Raw genomic sequence first — 18,054 nt, forward strand, 5'->3', positions numbered from 1 at the left:
TAGGTCACCTCGAGCGTAACCAGCATCGTCCTGAACCTGATCACAACTCCCGTTTCGACGAATCTCTCACCATCAGTTCGAAGTCGACATGGAAGTTCCTGGCCGGCAACTCCGGGTTCGCAACCCGATCGCGCATGGCCATCATGGCGGTTGCTCCAATCGCGAGACCCGGCTGACGTATGCTCGTCAGCGGCACCTGCAACAGGCTCGCATACTTCAGATCGTCCATCCCTGTCACTCGCACGTCTCCCGGGATGCGCACACCCAACCGCATCAGCGTCGTCAACAATTGAACAGCCGTAACATCGTTCGCGCACAGAATCGCGTCCGGACGATGCAGCTTCAGCATGTCCTCGACCACGTCCGCATCCGTTGGATCAGCGAAGCAAACCATCTGAACTGACTTTTCTAGTCCTCGAGCTTCCATCGCGCTTCGGTAGCCGATAACTCGAATGTTGACCGTCGGCGCCGAGTACGGTCGCGCAAAGAAGACGATCCGTTGAGCCCCCGCATCCAGCAGGTGCTCCGTCATCACCACTCCCGCCCTGTGATTGTCGATCCCGACAACGTCATAGCGGCTCCTCTTCGGATACTCGACGATGTCGCGGTCGAGCAGGACTAACGGGATCCCTGCATCCTCAAAGCGCTTAGCGATTCGAAGATTCGTCTCGTCCTTGCCCTCCGTCAACTCCAGCGGCGCAAAGAAAACACCAGCGGGTCTCCGCGCGAGGTAGTGCTCACAGAGACGCTCGGCCTGAATCTCCTTCAACGCATCACGGTCAAACAGCGGTCCCCAGATCAAATCGTGATGATCGCCATTTTGCCCCTGCGAGATTCCCTGGCAGATCGGCTCGAAGATCTCAGTCACCCCAAGATCCGGGATCAACAGCCCGAAGCTCGGATTTGGCATCGCCCCTTGACTCGAGACAAACGTCCCGGAACCAGCCCGCCGCTGGATCAATCCCTCGGACTCCAGTTGCGCGAACGCCCGTCCAATCGTCGGCCGGCTCGCCGAAAGCCGCTTTACCAGCTCATTTTCGCTCGGGAGCCGCGTCCCCGCAGAGTAAGTCCCGTCCTCGATTGACTGTCGCAGCAAGTGATAGATCTGCTTGTATTTGGGTACACCTGGTGGGTTCGTAAGCGGATCATCTAGCGTCACGTCACGTCCTCGTCTTTCGTTTATGCAGCTCGTCTAACGTCCCAGGTTGCGCCGTCCTTATTATCCATTGACGGCCATTGGGCGGATGGAGACTCCGCAGCGCAGGCATGGCTTTCGCACACCTCATGCCTGCAAAAAAGCACAGTCCTCTGACACTAAGGGGAAGCCGTCAAGAATGCACATCCCATCTTCTGGTTATAGGTATCGTTAGACTCCTGGCGTTAAGCTGCTCTGCCCACTTCGCCTGCCGCGCAGATCAGCGGCTCACCCTGCGGACCTGGTTCTCTCCGAACCTGTTCACAGACTCAGCTCTGGCGACGGGACCACTCACACTGGCGTATAACTTTCTTGACCTGAAAACTGCTGTCATCCCTCGGAGATCCTTTTGAATCGTTACCTCATGAAAGCCACCATCGTCGGCGCACTTGGCGGCCTGCTCTTCGGATTTGACACCGCTGTCATCGCCGGCGCCGAACAGCAACTCACCGAAGTCTTCAACCTGACCCCGTCCACCTTGGGACTCACCGTCTTCATTGGCCTCGTCGGCACGGTCATCGGAGCCATGTGCTCAGGCGTCCTTGGGCAGAAGATCGGCGGCCGCGAAGCCCTCCGCATCATGGCGATCCTCTACACCATCTCCGCCGTCGGCTGCGCCTTCGCCTGGAACTGGGACTCTTTGATGGTCGCCCGCTTCATCGGTGGTCTCGGCATCGGCGGATCCTCCGTCCTCGGCCCCGTCTATATCGCGGAGCTCGCCCCCGCCAAGTGGCGCGGACGTATGGTCGGCCTCTTCCAGATCAACATCGTCATCGGCATCCTGCTCGCCTACCTCTCGAACTTCATCATTACCCTCTTCCATCTGGGCGCGAACGAGTGGCGCTGGGAGTTCGGCGTCGCCATCCTGCCCTCCGCGCTCTTCCTCATCATGCTCTACGGAATCCCCCGCAGCTCGCGTTGGCTCGTCACCACGAACCAGAACCTCGAAGCTCAGCAGGTTCTCGAGATGATGGGCTCGCCCAACTCCGCCGCCGAGCTCCAGGAGATCATCGACTCCGTCCACGCCGAGCTTCATCAGAAGCAGGAACCCATCTTCAACGGCAAGTACAACCTCCCCATCTTCCTCGCCGCCTCGATTGGCCTCTTCAACCAGCTCGCCGGAATCAACGCCATCCTCTACTACCTCAACCCGATCTTTAAAGCCGCTGGCTTCAGCAATAGCTCTTCCGCGCTGCAAGCCGTCGCCGTAGGCCTCGTCAACCTTTTGGCCACAATCCTCGGCATGACTCTCATCGACAAACTCGGACGCAAGACCCTGCTTCTCATAGGATCGGTCGGCACCGCCATCGCCCTCACCGGCGTCTCCGCCATCTTCTACACCCACACTCACCAGGACCTGCTCGTCTGGCTCCTGGTCGTCTTCATCATCTTCTTCGCTATCTCGCAGGGATCGGTCATCTGGGTCTACATCTCGGAGGTCTTCCCCAATCGCGTCCGTTCGAAGGGCCAAAGCATCGGCTCCTCAGCCCACTGGATCAGCGCTGCCGTCATCACCCTCTACTTCCCCGTCGTTGTCGACAAGTTCTCTCAGGGAACGCCCTTCGCCTTCTTCGCGGTGATGATGCTCCTTCAGTTCTTCGTCGTCCTCTTCATCTATCCCGAAACCAAGGGGCGATCCCTCGAACAGATCCAGACCCAATTCGGCATCCACTAATCCTTCGATCGAATCCAGGTCCCACATCCGCCACGGGGATGTGGGACTTGGATTCCTCTACCCATTTTGTGCCATACCGATCACTCCGCCACTTTGTACACTGGATGAGAACCGTGGGCCAGGTCTGCACGCCTCGCAATACCCGCGCAAGGAATGTCAGTGGCTGCCACCTCGATGTCAAGATCCCTTAGGACCTCCCTTAGCGGACACTTTCACGGCCTCGGCGGTCTGAGCAATCGCCTCGCATACAAAGGCTATCGAGCTATCATCGGCACCTGCACCGCCCTGGGCCTCTCGCGCCTTCTGCTCAACCAGCCCTTCAGTGCGGAAGAGCGCCCCGACCTCGTATCCAACTTCAAGCTCCTCCACCCGGCGGAGACCATCGATCTCAACACCGTCGGTCGCCACTATACCTGCGATCCCTTCCTCCGCTCTTGCCAGGACATCGTCGAAGGTCGCCTCTCGCGCGCGGCCATCTTCACTTGTGAGATAAATTCAGCCAAGTTCTCCCCCAAAAACGGCCTCGTCTTCGATGCTCGCTGGCACAATGTCGTTGAATCGGTCCTGGACTATAAGCGCTACTACACCTTCCGCAGAACCTTTCGTCCTCGCAGAATCACAAGCCGCTCCGGGATATTCTCCTCAGTCCAGCACCCGTGGCACTACAACAACTGGCACTGGACGGTCGACAGCCTTCCCCAGCTTCGCTCCCTTGAAGTTCACATGCAGGGCCGCCCGCTCACCCTGCTCATGTCATCGGAGATCGGTCCGGTACACCGCAGCTCCCTCGAAGCCATCCTCCCGGAAAACTTCACCCTCGAATACGTAGATCCCAACGAGTGGTTCGAACTCGAGACTTTCGTTCTCCCCTCCTACATCTCCGCTCGCGCCAGCGCATGCTTCCCGCCGGATTACTTCGACTTCATCCGCCGCCGCACCCATCTCAGCCTGGGAACACCTAAACTCGACCTCGCAACCGGCCGCTACTTTATCTCCAGAGGCCGCGCCAAGCACCGCCGCTTGATCAACGAGGATGAGACCGCCGCTCTGCTTGCCCGCTTCGGCTTCGCGAAGATATTCATGGAAGACTACACATTCGCCGAGCAGGTCGCCTTGCTGCGCAACGCCGAAGCCATCGTCTCCCCGCACGGAGCCGGCCTGGGCGCAATCATCTACGGCGAGAATCTCAAGGTCTGCGTCCTTTACCCGGAAGCGCGGCCCGCCGGCTACTTCTACACCCTCGCCCTCGGAGCAGGTCACCAGCACTTCTGCACCAACGCGAACGTCACCGAACACGATGACTTCACCGTCGACCTCGCCGCCCTCCGCCGCGTTCTCACCAACGAGATGAGACTTTCCCCGGTCGCTTAGCACTGACCGATCGAGGTTGAGAAAGAAGCGTCATCTCGACCGGATCCGTGCAGACTCATCGCACGGCGCAGTGTAGAGACCGCGCATTTCGCTTTATACGCCCTTCGCACTCCCAATCTGTGCCCCATTCATCGCAGCAGCATCGCGATGAGTGGGGCGGCCACCACCGCTCCCCGTCATCCACCAATCAATCCTTGTCATCCTTCGCCGAAGGCGGAGGACCTGCTTCTCGCTCCTCCCCCGCAGACGAACTCCCCTTTCATCCTGCATACTTGCAGACCATGAAACTCCCCGTCCTCGCCTTCGCTCTAATCCTCACCACATCCGCTTCATCCCAATCACCGCTTTGGCAACTAGGGCCTTTTACCCGCCCCCTGTCCGCCCCGGTCATCTCTCCCGATAAATCCTCCACATTCCACGACCCCATCCGCCACGAGGACGTCCACTGGGAAGCTCTCCACACCTTCAATCCCGCCGCCATCGTCCGCGACGGCAGAATCTTCGTCCTCTATCGTGCGGAGGACAACACCGGCGAGATGAAGATTGGTCTCCACACTTCCCGCCTCGGCCTCGCCTCCAGCACCGACGGCATCCACTTCACCCGCCGCCCCAACCCTGTCTTCTACCCCGCTCACGACGCCCAGCAATCCCGTGAGTGGCCCGGCGGGGTTGAAGACCCACGCATCGTCGAATCGCCAGATCACACCTACGTCATCACCTACACCCAGTGGAACCGCGTCACCTACAGCATCGGTATCGCCACATCCAAAGACTTAATCCATTGGACGAAGTTTGGCCCTGCATTTAACGGTAGTGAAAGCGGTAAATACGACCACCTGCAGTACAAGTCTGGCGGCATTGTCACCCAGCTCATAGGCGGTCACCTGATCGCCGCCCGCATCCAAGGCAAATTCTGGATGTACTGGGGTGAAGGAGCAATCCACCTCGCCACCTCCCCCGACCTAATCCAATGGACACCCGTAGAAGACACCTCTGGCAACCCCATCGAAGTCCTCACCCGCCGCCCCGGCCACTTCGACAGCGGCTTTCCCGAGACTGGTCCCCCGCCCATCCTCACTGCGGCAGGCATCGTCATGCTCTACAACGGCAAGAATGACCCTGACCACGGCGATCCCACTCTCGGCGCGAACGCCTACGCCGCAGGCCAGGCCCTCTTCGCCGCCGACGACCCATCAAAGCTCATCGCCCGCGACGATACCCCATCCTTGAAACCCGAAGAGCCCTTCGAGAAGACAGGCCAATACGCCGCCGGAACCACCTTCGCCGAGGGCCTGGTCCACTTCCACAACCGCTGGTTCCTCTACTACGGTTGCGCCGACTCCGCCGTAGGTGTCGTCCAGTCGCCGGCCGCGCCATGACCTTTATAATCGGAGGTCGAGACCAATCCTGAAAATGCCTGAAGTAATCGAAACTCCCGCCGCCCCCATCCGCGTCCGCATCGCTCCCTCGCCCACCGGCGACCCCCACGTAGGCACCGCCTACATCGGCCTGATCAACTTCATCTACGCTCGCCAGCGCGGCGGCCAGTTCATCCTCCGCATCGAGGACACCGACCGCGCCCGCTTCGTCGCCACCTCCGAACAGATGATCTTCGACGCCCTCAAGTGGGTCGGCCTCACCTGGGACGAAGGCCCTGACGTCGGCGGCCCCTATGGCCCCTACCGCCAGTCCGAGCGCACCCAGATCTACCGCGACCACGCCGAAATCCTCCTCGCCAACGGCACCGCCTACCGCTGCTTCTGCACGCCGGACGAACTCGAAACCTCCCGCAAGCAGCAGATGGCCGCCAAGCTACCGCCCCGCTACGCCGGAACCTGCCGCAACTTATCGCCTGAAACTGTCAACACAAACCTTGCCGAATCAAAAGAATACGTAGCGCGCATGAAAGTCCCACTCGAAGGTTCCACAACCTTCCATGATGAACTACGCGGCGACATCACCTTCGAACACACCAACGTCGACGATCAGGTTCTGATGAAGTCCGACGGCTTCCCCACCTACCACCTAGCCAACGTCGTCGACGACCACCTCATGCTCATCACCGACGTCATCCGCGCCGAAGAGTGGATCTCCTCCACGCCCAAACACGTCCTGCTCTACCAGGCCTTTGGCTGGCCCGCGCCACGCTTCTGGCACATGCCACTGCTCCGCAATCTGGACAAATCCAAGATCTCCAAGCGCAAGAATCCCGTCTCGCTGGTCTTCTATCGCCAGGCCGGCTTCCTTCCCGAAGCCGTCATTAACTTCCTCGGCCTCATGGGCGGCGGCATGTCCGACTCCGTCAACCCCGAAACCGCCGCCGTCGCCGCCGTCCCCTCAGGCAAAGCCAGCGAAGCCGACATCTTCTCCCTTGAAGACATGCTCGCCCGCTTCCGGGTCGACAAGATCCGCCTCGGCGGCCCGGTCTTCGACCTCACCAAGCTCAAGTGGCTCAACGGCGAGTACCTCCGCCGTATCACGCCCGAAGACTTCTACTCCCGCCTCCGCGCGACCATCCTCTCGGACGACTACTTGAAGCAGATCGCTGTCCTGATCCAGGCCCGCATCGAAACCCTCGGCCAGTTCGGCGACCTCACCCACTTCTTCTTCGCCGAAGACGTCCTTCCCACCGAAGCCGTCTTCCTGCCCAAGAAGCGCACGCTCGAAGAGACACTGGCCTTCGCAGCCGAGCAGCTCACCGCCCTTGAAGCCACTGCCTGGAGCGTAGAAGCCCTCGAACCCGCCCTCAAAGCCCTTGGCGAATCTCACACGTGGAGCGTCAAAGAGAACTTCATGCTCCTCCGCGCCATCATCACCGGCAGCACCATGTCGCCGCCACTGCTTGAAAGCCTCATCGTCTTCGGCAAGCCCCGCACCCTCGACCGCATGAGGCGCTTCCTTGATACCCAGAAGAAGCTCGCCACCGGCAAACGCTAGCGATCAATCCTCGTAGCGCTTCTCTCCCGCCTTCACTGCCACGGTCAACCGATTCTCCGGCGAAGCCAGCGGGCAGGTCGCGTAGGGAGAGTAAGCGCACGGCGGATTCACCGCCTCGTTAAAGTCGATAACGAGCGTACCCGGCTTATCCAGCCCAGCCGACGGCGCGCCCGTTGAGAGGAACCGCCCGCCTCCGTCTGTCGTAGTCTTCGCCGTCACATCGCGGAAGACGAAGAACAGGCCGTCCTTGTCCGCGTCCATCGGCGTAAGCCTGAGCTTCGCTCCATCCAGTTCAAACTCGACATAACCCGGCACCTTCACCGGCGTTATCTGCCCCAGCTTGTTCAACACCCGCAGCGTATGCGGTGTGGTATATGGAACCCATCGCGCTTCCACGCGATACTGCCGCTCGGGCGCGTACCAGCTTAGTCCGTGAAAGTGTTTCAGCGCAGGGGCTCCCGAATCCTTCACCCGCAGATACCGTTTGCCGCCGCGATCAATCGCCCACATCTTCAACGTGCCGGATGTCAGCGCAGCGGCATCGTCTTCGCCATCCCCGAAGATAGCCCCCGAACCGACCGGCTTGCCCTGATCGGTCAACGACGGATCCGCCTTGAGCAGCATCACCTTGCCGTCCTTCTGCTCCAGTGTGAAAAGATGAGCCGGCGCACCGGGCAAAACAATGGAGTTGTCCTTCGCCGAACCAACCGTGCTGGTTCCCGGCTTCAACCAATCCAGCGCAATCAGCGAGAACCAACCATACGGTCTGGTCAGCCCCTGCGCGCGCTGGGCACGCTCCTGAGCATAGTCTGGAGCCTGCCCCCGTACTGCGCCGGCAAATAGAACTACTGTAGTGCTTAGTGTCAGGATCTGGGCGATTCGCCGAACGTCTCTCATGCCTTCCAGAATAAACCTGGAATGACCGGATCTAAATTCGTCCGGCTTCCCTCAGCGCCTCGATCTCACCAGCACTGAACACCCGCGACCGCGTCAGAAACCGCACGCCCTCCGGCCCTTCCAGCGAGAACATCCCACCTCGCCCCTTCACCACATCCAGAATGATCTGCGTGTGCTTCCAGTACTCGAACTGGCTCTGGTGCATGTAGAACGGCGTCCCCGCCAGCTTCGCCATCAGCACATCCTGCCCGCCGATCAGGAACTCTCCCCTCGGATAGCACATCGGGGAGCTGCCATCGCAGCAGCCCCCCGACTGGTGGAACATCAGTGGCCCGTGCTTCGCCTCGAGCTTGGCTATCAAGCCAAAAGCGGCATCAGTCGCAACCACCTGCTCCGGTACAACCTCGGTCTCCGTCACTGTTCTCAACTCCTGCAATCTAGAAGAACCCCAACGCATTCGGACTGTAGCTCACCAATTGGTTCTTCGTCTGCTGGTAGTGGTCGAGCATCATCTTGTGATTTTCCCGCCCAATTCCCGACTGCTTATACCCTCCGAACGCCGCATGGGCCGGATAGGCGTGATAGCAGTTCGTCCAGACCCTGCCTGCTTCAATCCCCCGCCCAAATCGGTACGCCCGCGTCATGTCACGAGTCCAAACTCCCGCGCCCAAACCGTAGAGCGTATCGTTCGCAATCGCCAGAGCCTCTTCATCGTCCTTGAACGTTGTCACCGAGAGCACCGGCCCGAAGATCTCCTCCTGGAAGATCCTCATCTTGTTATGGCCCTTGAAGATCGTCGGCTCGATATAGAAGCCGTTCTCCAGACCGCCCTCAAGCTGCTTACGATGTCCGCCAGTCAGAAGTTGCGCGCCCTCCTGCAGCCCGATGTCGATGTACGACAGGATCTTCTCCGTCTGCTCTTGCGATGCCTGAGCCCCCATCATCGTTGAAGCGTCTAGCGGATTGCCCATCCGTATCGCCTTCACCCGGGCCAACGCACGCTCCATAAACCGGTCGTAGATCGACTCATGAATCAGCGCCCGAGACGGACACGTACAAACCTCGCCCTGGTTGAACGCAAAGAGCGTGAAACCCTCCAGCGCCTTGTCGAAGTAAGCATCGTCCTCCGCCATCACGTCGGCAAAGAAGATGTTTGGCGACTTCCCACCCAACTCCAGCGTGACCGGAATAATCGTCTGCGAGGCATACTGCATAATCAGCCGCCCGGTCGTCGTCTCGCCGGTAAACGCGACCTTGTTCACGCGCGGACTCGAAGCCAGCGGCTTGCCCGCCTCCACGCCGAAGCCGTTCACGATGTTGAGCACGCCCTTCGGCAGCAAGTCGCCGATCAGCTCCATCAAGATCAGGATCGACACCGGCGTCTGCTCCGCCGGCTTCAGCACAATCGCATTGCCAGCGGCCAGCGCCGGAGCCAGCTTCCAACACGCCATCAGCAGCGGAAAGTTCCACGGAATGATCTGGGCAACAACGCCCAGCGGCTCGTGATAGTGATACGCGACGGTATCCTGATCGATCTCCGAGATGCCGCCCTCCTGCGCCCGAATGCAGCCGGCGAAGTAGCGGAAGTGGTCCGAGCACAGCGGAATGTCCGCGTTTATCGTCTCCCGAATCGGTTTGCCGTTGTCCCACGTCTCCGCCGTCGCCAGCAGTTCTAGGTTGTCGTCGATTCTCTGTGCAATCTGCTCCAGAATCCGCGCCCGCTGTGCAACCGGCGTCTTGCCCCAGGCCTTCTTCGCCGCATGTGCCGCGTCCAGTGCGCGGTCGATGTCCGCAGCGTTCGATCTCGCCACCTCGCAGAAGACCTCGCCCGTTACGGGAGACACATTATCGAAGTACTCACCAGAGATCGGCGCGACCCATTCGCCTCCAATGTAGTTGCTGTAACGCTTCTTGAACTCCACGGGGAATCCATACTTGCCGGGCTGCAGTTGCGTCAGTGTCGCGGTCGACATAGCTACCTTCCTTTTCTATCTCTTGCGTTATTCGCTTCTATCGCGAAGCGTCTGAAGGACCCGCCAGCCAGGGAATCTGTCGCCGACGGAATTGAAGCACGCGGCATCCTAAACCTCCGCACCCAGGAAAATCCAGTCGTATCGTCCTGCTCGTACCCCTCCCGGTCAGCTTCGGCACCGCTTGCGTGTTATTCCTTTGCTTTCCAAAGCGTGAGATATTGCGCAAGTCACTGCATTACCTGAAGAATCGGCCCGATTATTGGCTACACCCGAAGGCGAAGGTCAGGTATCCTCGGGCCGGGGAAATTTTCAACTCATTCTCTTGACATAAAAGAAGTTTGGGAGTGAGACGGTAGAGACTCACCAGGCAACGCATGAAGCACCAATATGACGTCGATCCGCCGGACACAAGCAACATCTCCTCTCCGGAGACAAGCATCGTCGCGTCTGCGGCCTTCTCGCGGCTCAACTTATGGATGATGGATCGGCCCACCCTCTCGGGCCTCGGCATACTCATCCTCACAGTGGTTGGCTTCAGCCTTGGCAATTGGTTCTTTGAGAGCATCCTCCCCTCAAACGACGGCTGGTCCATCTACTGGCCCCACAACGCCATCGGCCTGGCTCTTCTCCTCATCACGGAAAAAAAGCGCTGGCCGTGGATCATCGGCGGCTTCACGATGGCCTCGTTCCTAAACGAAATCGCCGCGCACGACTCAATCCCGGAGATGGCGCTCGCCACCCCGTGCAACCTCGCCCAGGTCCTCTTCTCCGCATTCCTTCTGCCGCGCTTCCGCTCGCTTCGGCAATGGATAATCGAGCCACACCTCGCCATCCGCTTCGCCGCGTTTGCGATCGTCCTCGGCCCGGCTCTCTCCAGCATGCCCGCCGCGTGGTACTTCTCCCCAGCCCAGGGAAGCTTCTGGTCCATCATGATGAAGTGGGCGCTACCGGACGCCGTCGGCACTGCACTCTGGACGCCCCTCATCGTCACGTTCGTCAGCCGCGAGACCTATGACCTCTTCCGTCCAAAGGCACTGCCGCAGACCCTCGTGCTTCTCGCCGGACTCTTTACCGTTTCCTTCTTCACCTTCAATCAGGCGCGCTATCCTCTCGCCTTCGTTCCCTACCCCGTGCTCCTCTTTGTCGCTCTGCGGCTGGGCTTCAGTGGAGCCGTCATTGGGGCCAATATGCTCTCGCTGGTCGCCGCATATTTCAGCGTCCGCGGCCTCGGTCCCTTCCACTTGCAGGCTGAAGGCTGGACCGACCAGAAGGAATTCATCCTTCAGACCTACTCCACACTCGCCGTACTCTTCGTCTTCCCTCTAACCGTCATCCTCGTTGAACGCCGCAACTTCGCCGAGAAGCTACAACAGGCGCTCGAAGAGATGAAGAACCTCGCCACCATCGATCAACTCACCGGCGTGGCCAACCGTCGCCGCTTCGACGAGATCCTGGACACCGAATGGAAGCGCGCCATCCGCGACGCTACCCCCATCTCGCTCCTCATGATCGACGTCGACCACTTCAAGTCCTTCAACGACCACTACGGCCACGTCGCCGGCGACGACTGTCTGCGCGGAATCGCCGCAGCCCTCAGCGCGAAGCCGCTACGCCAGCACGACCTCGTCGCCCGGTACGGAGGCGAAGAGTTCGCCGCCATCCTGCCCGGAGCCCCAGCCGGCATCGCCGAGGAACTCGCGGAGCAGATGCGCGGGTCGGTATCCGAAACCTGCGTCCCTCACGAGGGAAATCCGACCGGCTGTGTCACCGTCTCCATCGGCTGCGCCTCGATCGTGCCAGCCAAGGGAATGTCGCCGGCCGAGCTGATCGCCTCCGCAGACCGCGCACTCTATCTCGCCAAGGAAGGCGGACGAAACCGCGTCTGCACCGCAACTCCAAAGCTCGTCGAACCAATGCGGCGCCCCGCCTAGTGTCCTGAATCTCCTGCCATTCAAGAGATATCCGTCATCCTGAGCGGAGGTTGGCGCGCTCTTGCGCCAACCGAAGTCGAAGGACCCCGACTAAGTCCATGTAGCCACCGCCGCTCGGACCTTTCCGCCACAAATCCGACAGAACACCGAGGCACAAGTTCGCCTAGCCCGCCTTGAACATCGCCTTGATGCCGCGCAGCGCCTGCCGCGTCCGCTCCTCGTTTTCAATCAACGAGAATCGCACGTGCCCGTCGCCGTGCTCACCGAAGCCCACACCCGGGCTCACCGCGACCTTTGCATCGAGCAGCAGCTTCTTCGAGAACTCCACCGATCCGAGCGATCTGTACTGCTCAGGGATCTTTGCCCAGGCAAACATCGTCGCCTTCGGCAGATCGACCGCCCATCCCAGCTTGTTCAGCCCTGGAACCAGCACATCCCGCCGGCACTTGTAGGTCTCGACGATATCGGCGACGCACTCCTGTGGTCCTTCAAGCGCGGCAATCGAAGCCACCTGGATCGGCGTAAAGGTCCCGTAGTCGAAGTAGCTCTTGATCCGCCCCAGCGCACCTACCAGCTTCGGGCAGCCGACCATGAAGCCCACGCGCCACCCAGGCATGTTGTAGCTCTTCGAGAGCGTGAAGAACTCCGCGGCAATCTCTTTCGCACCGGGAACCTCAAGCACGCTCGGCGCACGATAGCCGTCGAACACAATGTCCGCGTACGCAAGATCATGCACGATGTAGATGCCTAGTTCTTTGCACAGCGGCACCAGCTTTTCAAAGAAGCTCAGTTCGACACATTGCGTCGTCGGGTTCGCCGGGAAGTTCAGGATCAGCAGCTTAGGACGCGGCTCCATGCGTGGCAGTTCGTACTCCAGCTTCTGCCAAAGCGCCTCTTCATCCGTACCATCGAGCGCGATGCTCTGCACCTTCGATCCTGCAATCACCGGCCCGAAGATGTGGATCGGATAGCTCGGGTTCGGCACCGCAACGGTGTCGTCGTCATCCAGCATCGCCAGGCAAAGATGGGCGATGCCTTCCTTCGACCCAATCGTGACGATCGCCTCGTTCTCAGGATTCAGATCGACATCGTATCTGTGCTTGTACCAGTTACAAATCGCCTTGCGCAGACGCGGTATACCTCGCGACAGCGAGTACCGATGCGTCGCCGTCTTCTGCGCCGCTTCAATTAGCTTGTCGACGATATGCTTCGGCGTCGCTCCATCGGGATTGCCCATCCCGAAGTCGATGATGTCTTCGCCGCGCTTGCGCGCCGCAGCCTTCAGCTCGCTCGTAATGTTGAATACATACGCGGGCAGCCGCGTCAGCCTTCTAAACTCTTCCATCTTGTCTGGACCTGTCCCTACTCCATTCAATCACCGCGCGGCGAGGGAAATCCTGCATAAAACAGGGCGCGAACAAAACTCTTCCCGCTCCGAATCCATCTTGCCAACACCGCGCCTACTTGGCGGTAAACATCACCTGCACCGGCAGCGTCTTCGGCGGATAGCAAGCCGCATGGTCGCAAGCCTGGTACCGCAGCGTTCCGGTCAGCACATGCTCACCTCGCGTTGCCATCACCGGCAGCTTCACAATGAACGCGCCCTGATAAACATCCAGCTTCTCGTTCGGCTCGAAGCTGAAGCTGTACGGCACACCCGCCGGATACTCCAGCGCCGCAGCCTTCACACCATCAGCCGCATCGAGTTTGAGGTTCGTAGGAATCAGCAGCTCCGACTTCGGAGTATGGCTGTTCACATGGAAGCCGTCCTGCACCTTGAAGTGCAGTTCCACCACTGCCCTCTTACCCGCCGCAATCGTCTGCGGCTCGGCGGCGTAGACGAGATAGGTCTTAGGCTTTGACGCGTTCTCAAACGCCACATCTTGCGCCCGTCCCATCGGGACAGCGGAAGCCGCAAGAAAGGCAGCCAGCGCGAACAGTTTCATCGCCCCGGACCTACAGGAAGCGCAGAGCTAAGAGATGCCGTCGAAGCGCCATCCGGCCCCAGCAGTTTCTTGATATTCGCCTCAACCTCGTCCTTCGAAGCCAGCCCAATCGTCTCCGTAGTCACAAGTCCCTTCCGATCGATGTAGAACGAGGTCGGCAGCATATCCACGCCGCCATAGGCGGGAGCTACCTTGCCGTCCGTCAGTAGGATCGGATAAGTCACGGCAACCTTCTTCGCCGTCTTCGCGATCTCGTCCTTGCCCGCGTCGTCCTCTGCGATGCCGAGAATCTCAAATCCCTGCGCCTGGTACTTCTGCCGGAACTCCTCGAACCACGGCATCTCCAGCTTGCACGGAGCGCACCACGTAGCCCAGAAGTTCACGACCACAGGACGGCCCTTGTAGTCGGCCAGCGAGACTTTCTTGCCCTCAAGATTTACTAGCGTAAACGCCGGGGCGGGCTTGCCTTTCAGCGGAATATCCTGGGCCGTCGTCTCACCTGACGAACCTGCGCCATCGCCCAGATTCGCGGCGCCATCTTTCGTCAACACGATGTGGTTCGCCTGCGCCTGCTGGGCCTTAAGCTTCCGAGCCCGCAGGCTGTACACACCCGCCCAGATCATCAGGCTGATACCAAAGACCATCATCGCTACAAAAAACGCACTCTTCTTCACGCCAGCATCCTCCGGCAGGCGCACCCGCGCACCGCCAACTTCAAGTCTACTGCGTTGGATAGAAAATCGGTGCCTAGGATACATCTGACGATACAAACTCTATAGCCCGGGTGGGAGACTACAGCATCGCTCTGCTAGCATCGACCTCGATGTCTTCCAGCCCGTCTGATCTCGTCCGCGTCGAAGCCCGCGCCCTGCTCTCCCTCGCCGAACGCCTCGATTCCGCCATGTCCGAGCCCTTCGCCCGCGCCGTCGACCTCCTGGCCGCCTGCTGCGAGACGAAACACCGCGTCATCCTCCTTGGAGTGGGTAAGAGCGGCCTCATCGCCCGAAAGATCGCCGCCACGCTCACCTCTACCGGAACGCCCGCACTCTTCCTTCACCCCGCCGAAGCCCTGCACGGTGACCTGGGAATCATCACGCCGGGTGACATCGCCATCGCCCTCTCCGCCAGCGGCGAGACCGAAGAGATCCTCCGCCTGATTCCTGTCTTCAAGCGCCTCGGTGTGCCGCTCATCAGCTTCGCCGGCGCGCTCGGCTCGACCCTTGCTGCAGCCAGCCAGATCACGCTCGACACGAGCATTACGGAAGAGGCCTGCGCTCTGAACCTGGCGCCTACAGCCTCGACCACCGTCATGCTCGCGCTCGGCGACGCACTCGCCATCGAGGTTAGCCGCCGCCGCAACTTCCAGCCGGAAGACTTCGCCAACCTTCATCCCGGCGGGCATCTCGGCCGCCGCCTGACGCCGGTCCGCGATCTCATGCACTCGGGCGAAGCCCTGCCTCACGTCTCCGCCGATACGCCAATGACCCAGGTCATCTACGAGATGTCGCGCAAGAAGCTCGGCATGACAACCGTTCTGTCTAACGACAGACTCCTCGGCATCGTCAGCGATGGCGACCTCCGCCGCCTGCTCGAACGCGAAGGTCCCCATGCGCTCGAACACACCGCCGCCGAGATCATGAATCCCCACCCCGTCACCATCGCGGAGACGACGCTCGCACCTGCCGCGCTCGCCTTAATGGAGCAGAAGAAGATCACCTCGCTTATCGTCACCGATGCAGGGACGCGGGAAGTGCTCGGAGTCGTCCATCTGCATGACATCTGGGCGCTGGAGATCGCTTAGTTCCAAAACCCAAGACCTGCCCTAGATCCGTCATCCTGAGCGAAGCGCGCAGCGCGAAGTCGAAGGACCCCGACGAGGCTCACATCACCCCAACTGCTCGAACCTTTTCGCCACGCTCTAGAGAGCGTCGGCAGAATACACATCCGAACTACTGCGGTTGCGGAACCATGAGGCGGTTCGTCTGCGGCAGCAGCGGCTCAACTGCCATCAAGTTGCCGAGGGTCACTCGCTCCTGGGGCGACAGCTCCCGATGCAGATATTCAGAACTCAGATAAGCCTGGCGCTGGTTCAGAGGCATCACTCGCAGATCGCGGAACGCCCGCGCCACGATCTTTCGGCGATCAGCCGGTAGACGACCTAACTCCGCCATCGCTCCCCGTACCTGCTGGCGCTGGCCTGGGTTGAGATGTTCCATCTCTTCGGCCCGCTCTAAGACTCGCGTTCTCTGCTGGGGCGCCATGGCATTCAACTGCGCCAGCCGGTTCAGCATGCGCTGCTGGGTATCCGCAGAAAGCTGGCGGAACCCAGGCTCGCTCTTGAGAGCCTGCTGTTGCTGTTCCGGCGTCAGGTCGCGGTGCCGATCCATCCACTCCGGAAGATGCTCCTTGTACGGATTCGTCGGCTTCGGTCCAGATGGCGGCTGAGATCCGGGCGCCGACTGCGGCGCAGGCGCCTGCCTCACAATCGGAGCCTGCCCGCCAGCAGCAGACGCACAGCCGGCGGCGGTTATTAGCACCGCCGCCAGTATCGCGGATACACCTGCGCGAGTTGAGATCGAAACCGCCATCACTCTGTAACCAGAAACTCCTTCAGAAGACCCCGTCGAGGGGAAAGCAAATCAGGGGAAATCAAACCAGTGCCGCAGTACCTATCCGAATCGAACAGCTCCCACCGGAACATCCATCAGCTCGCCGGCTGGTCCGAGCCATCAGGACCCGGCCCATCGTCGTCCAGCAATTGATCCATCTGCTGGATCGCCTGTTCGTTCCGGTCGAGGATCTGTAGATCGTCAACCGCCGCCGAAGCCTGCACCTGCTGGTGTTGCTGTGTCAGTACAGTCACCCCAGCATATCCGCCGCCGCCAAGCAGCAGCGCCAGGGCCAGCCCTCCCGCAAGTGCGGGACGAAACTGCCGGCCGGTGCTCAACAGAAGATACTCCCGCATCCGCTCAAAGAATCCCGCTGGAGCCTTCGCCTGCTCCTCGCGCATCAGCACCGTCATCTTCTGGTCAAAGTAAGGCGACGGCTCGGGAGCCTTCCACGTATCCAGCAGATCCATCGTGGCCCGCAGCCCCTTCGCCTCTTTGGCACACTCCGCGCACTCCGCGATGTGCTTCGTCAGCTCAGCCGAAGCCGTTCCGCCAAACAAACTCTCCGCCAACTCGTCTTGGTAATTCTTGCAGCTCATAATTTCCACTCCCAACCGGGCGGTCACTTGCCACCCAAATCCCAATCTCTAAACAAAGTCCTTCAACTTCTCACGCAGCGTCTGGTACGCCCGAAAGAGCAGTGACTTGGTCGCCGACTCGCTCAGCTTCAACACCTCGCCAATCTGCTTGTAGTCCATACCTTCGTACTTGTGCATCAATACCGCCATCTGCTGCCGCTCCGGCAAAGCCATCACATGCTGCTTGATGGCGGCCATCCGCTCGCGCCGCAGAATCTTGTCCTCAACGCCGGGGGTCGAGTCGGCTACATCCACCGACGTCCCCGTCTCCTCGTCCGTCTCATCCAGGTAGACGGTCGAAGCGGCCCGTTCGTGGCGTGTATCCCGGGCATGATTCACACCCAGGTTGGTCGCGATCCGGTAGAGCCAGGTGCTGAACTTGGCCTCTGCCCGGTAGCTCTCGCGTGAGCGGTAGACGCGGAGGAAGACCTCCTGCGCCAGTTCCTCGGCAACAGACTCGTTATGCACCATCCGGTACATGAAGTGGATGATCGGCCTGCGATACCGCGCCAGCAGGTAGTCGAACGCCGCCATATCGCCGGCCCGAAGCCGCAACATCACCTCGGAGTCTTCCATGCCTTCGTAGCCGCGATCGCTGCGGAGGAACTCCAGCACCGGCAGCGCGTTCGGCGACCGCCCATTACCAAGATCCGGATTGACAGCCAGGGTAGCCATGTCGTCATCGCCCTCACCCGGTGTAACCCCAAAATCCTCGTCCTGTTGCGTCTCCGCGCTCGAATCTTCCGACTCTTCCCCCGATTCGTCCAGAATCTCGTCCGGAATTTCGTCCTCGCTGGCCGTTCCATCCGCCTTGCCGAAATCATCGGACTCCGCTCCGCGCGGGGACCGCTTCGCCGAATCGGGTTTGGATGAGGACAGGGC

General features: G+C 60.4%; 16 protein-coding genes. 6 read left to right on the top strand and 10 right to left on the bottom strand.

The genetic code is table 11. The annotated features are described in order from the left end of the window. Positions 1–40: 40 nt before the first annotated feature. Positions 41–1,159 (bottom strand): substrate-binding domain-containing protein, encoded by a 1,119-nt coding sequence (locus HDF16_RS00835; protein ID WP_184213231.1) that lies wholly within the window; start codon positions 1,157–1,159, stop codon positions 41–43. Positions 1,160–1,538: 379 nt separating this feature from the next. Here HDF16_RS00835 and HDF16_RS00840 point away from each other — a divergent pair, with 379 nt between their 5' ends. The 4 genes from HDF16_RS00840 to gltX all read left to right on the top strand — a co-directional run bounded on the left by HDF16_RS00840 (position 1,539) and on the right by gltX (position 7,178). Then, the gene (locus tag HDF16_RS00840; RefSeq protein ID WP_184214094.1) at positions 1,539–2,870 is read left to right on the top strand and encodes a sugar porter family MFS transporter; all 1,332 of its coding nucleotides are present in this window, start codon (positions 1,539–1,541) and stop codon (positions 2,868–2,870) included. 174 nt (positions 2,871–3,044) lie between these two features. After that, entirely contained in the window at positions 3,045–4,241 is a 1,197-nt protein-coding gene (locus HDF16_RS00845; protein WP_184213233.1) for a glycosyltransferase family 61 protein, read from the top strand. A 281-nt stretch (positions 4,242–4,522) separates the two neighbouring features. Beyond that, complete coding sequence (locus HDF16_RS00850; protein WP_184213235.1) at positions 4,523–5,620, top strand: glycoside hydrolase family 130 protein; 1,098 nt, start codon at positions 4,523–4,525, stop codon at positions 5,618–5,620. A 34-nt stretch (positions 5,621–5,654) separates the two neighbouring features. Beyond that, entirely contained in the window at positions 5,655–7,178 is a 1,524-nt protein-coding gene (gltX, locus tag HDF16_RS00855; RefSeq protein ID WP_184213236.1) for a glutamate--tRNA ligase, read from the top strand. 3 nt (positions 7,179–7,181) lie between these two features. Here the strand turns inward: gltX and HDF16_RS00860 are convergent, their stop codons facing one another. The 3 genes from HDF16_RS00860 to adh are packed head-to-tail and all read right to left on the bottom strand — an operon-like array spanning position 7,182 to position 10,048. Beyond that, entirely contained in the window at positions 7,182–8,075 is an 894-nt protein-coding gene (locus tag HDF16_RS00860) for a DUF1684 domain-containing protein (protein ID WP_184213237.1), read from the bottom strand. Positions 8,076–8,106: 31 nt separating this feature from the next. Further along, positions 8,107–8,493, bottom strand: a complete 387-nt coding sequence (locus tag HDF16_RS00865; protein ID WP_348641198.1) for a DUF779 domain-containing protein — start codon at positions 8,491–8,493, stop codon at positions 8,107–8,109. 19 nt (positions 8,494–8,512) lie between these two features. Then, the gene (adh, locus tag HDF16_RS00870) at positions 8,513–10,048 is read right to left on the bottom strand and encodes an aldehyde dehydrogenase (RefSeq protein WP_184213239.1); all 1,536 of its coding nucleotides are present in this window, start codon (positions 10,046–10,048) and stop codon (positions 8,513–8,515) included. A gap of 374 nt (positions 10,049–10,422) precedes the next feature. On the opposite strand from adh, the gene HDF16_RS00875 reads away from it, so the two are divergent. Further along, positions 10,423–11,979: a GGDEF domain-containing protein gene (locus tag HDF16_RS00875; RefSeq protein WP_184213240.1), complete on the top strand. Its 1,557-nt coding sequence runs from the start codon at positions 10,423–10,425 to the stop codon at positions 11,977–11,979. 163 nt (positions 11,980–12,142) lie between these two features. Here HDF16_RS00875 and alaC read toward each other — a convergent pair whose 3' ends face one another. From alaC to HDF16_RS00890, 3 genes are all read right to left on the bottom strand, one after another. Next, positions 12,143–13,324: an alanine transaminase gene (gene alaC / locus HDF16_RS00880; protein ID WP_184213241.1), complete on the bottom strand. Its 1,182-nt coding sequence runs from the start codon at positions 13,322–13,324 to the stop codon at positions 12,143–12,145. Between the two features lie 115 nt (positions 13,325–13,439). Beyond that, the gene (locus tag HDF16_RS00885) at positions 13,440–13,925 is read right to left on the bottom strand and encodes a protein-disulfide reductase DsbD N-terminal domain-containing protein (RefSeq protein WP_184213242.1); all 486 of its coding nucleotides are present in this window, start codon (positions 13,923–13,925) and stop codon (positions 13,440–13,442) included. Then, positions 13,922–14,599 (bottom strand): TlpA disulfide reductase family protein, encoded by a 678-nt coding sequence (locus HDF16_RS00890; protein ID WP_348641199.1) that lies wholly within the window; start codon positions 14,597–14,599, stop codon positions 13,922–13,924. The genes HDF16_RS00885 and HDF16_RS00890 overlap by 4 nt, the downstream gene beginning before the upstream one ends. Before the next feature lie 149 nt (positions 14,600–14,748). Here HDF16_RS00890 and HDF16_RS00895 point away from each other — a divergent pair, with 149 nt between their 5' ends. Continuing rightward, positions 14,749–15,726 carry a KpsF/GutQ family sugar-phosphate isomerase gene (locus tag HDF16_RS00895; RefSeq protein ID WP_184213244.1) on the top strand — a complete coding sequence of 326 codons (978 nt, stop codon included), beginning with the start codon at positions 14,749–14,751 and terminating at the stop codon, positions 15,724–15,726. Between the two features lie 148 nt (positions 15,727–15,874). On the opposite strand, the gene HDF16_RS00900 is transcribed toward HDF16_RS00895, so the two are convergent. From HDF16_RS00900 to HDF16_RS00910, 3 genes are all read right to left on the bottom strand, one after another. Then, entirely contained in the window at positions 15,875–16,513 is a 639-nt protein-coding gene (locus HDF16_RS00900) for a DUF3106 domain-containing protein (RefSeq protein WP_184213246.1), read from the bottom strand. Positions 16,514–16,629: 116 nt separating this feature from the next. Beyond that, on the bottom strand, positions 16,630–17,133 hold the full coding sequence (locus HDF16_RS00905) for a hypothetical protein (RefSeq protein ID WP_184213247.1): 504 nt from the start codon (positions 17,131–17,133) through the stop codon (positions 16,630–16,632). 48 nt (positions 17,134–17,181) lie between these two features. Next, positions 17,182–18,051, bottom strand: a complete 870-nt coding sequence (locus HDF16_RS00910) for an RNA polymerase sigma factor (RefSeq protein ID WP_432432232.1) — start codon at positions 18,049–18,051, stop codon at positions 17,182–17,184. Positions 18,052–18,054 lie beyond the last annotated feature (3 nt).

Source organism: Granulicella aggregans (assembly GCF_014203275.1).
GTDB lineage: Bacteria > Acidobacteriota > Terriglobia > Terriglobales > Acidobacteriaceae > Edaphobacter.

Bases quoted from the DNA above. Each gene is read 5' to 3' on its own strand.
- adh (WP_184213239.1), bottom strand. From the start codon at position 10,048: ATGTCGACCGCGACACTGACGCAACTGCAGCCCGGCAAGTATGGATTC.
- HDF16_RS00905 (WP_184213247.1), bottom strand. From the start codon at position 17,133: ATGAGCTGCAAGAATTACCAAGACGAGTTGGCGGAGAGTTTGTTTGGC.
- HDF16_RS00850 (WP_184213235.1), top strand. From the start codon at position 4,523: ATGAAACTCCCCGTCCTCGCCTTCGCTCTAATCCTCACCACATCCGCT.
- HDF16_RS00875 (WP_184213240.1), top strand. From the start codon at position 10,423: ATGAAGCACCAATATGACGTCGATCCGCCGGACACAAGCAACATCTCC.
- HDF16_RS00900 (WP_184213246.1), bottom strand. From the start codon at position 16,513: ATGGCGGTTTCGATCTCAACTCGCGCAGGTGTATCCGCGATACTGGCG.
- HDF16_RS00860 (WP_184213237.1), bottom strand. From the start codon at position 8,075: ATGAGAGACGTTCGGCGAATCGCCCAGATCCTGACACTAAGCACTACA.
- HDF16_RS00885 (WP_184213242.1), bottom strand. From the start codon at position 13,925: ATGAAACTGTTCGCGCTGGCTGCCTTTCTTGCGGCTTCCGCTGTCCCG.
- gltX (WP_184213236.1), top strand. From the start codon at position 5,655: ATGCCTGAAGTAATCGAAACTCCCGCCGCCCCCATCCGCGTCCGCATC.
- HDF16_RS00845 (WP_184213233.1), top strand. From the start codon at position 3,045: ATGTCAAGATCCCTTAGGACCTCCCTTAGCGGACACTTTCACGGCCTC.
- alaC (WP_184213241.1), bottom strand. From the start codon at position 13,324: ATGGAAGAGTTTAGAAGGCTGACGCGGCTGCCCGCGTATGTATTCAAC.
- HDF16_RS00895 (WP_184213244.1), top strand. From the start codon at position 14,749: ATGTCTTCCAGCCCGTCTGATCTCGTCCGCGTCGAAGCCCGCGCCCTG.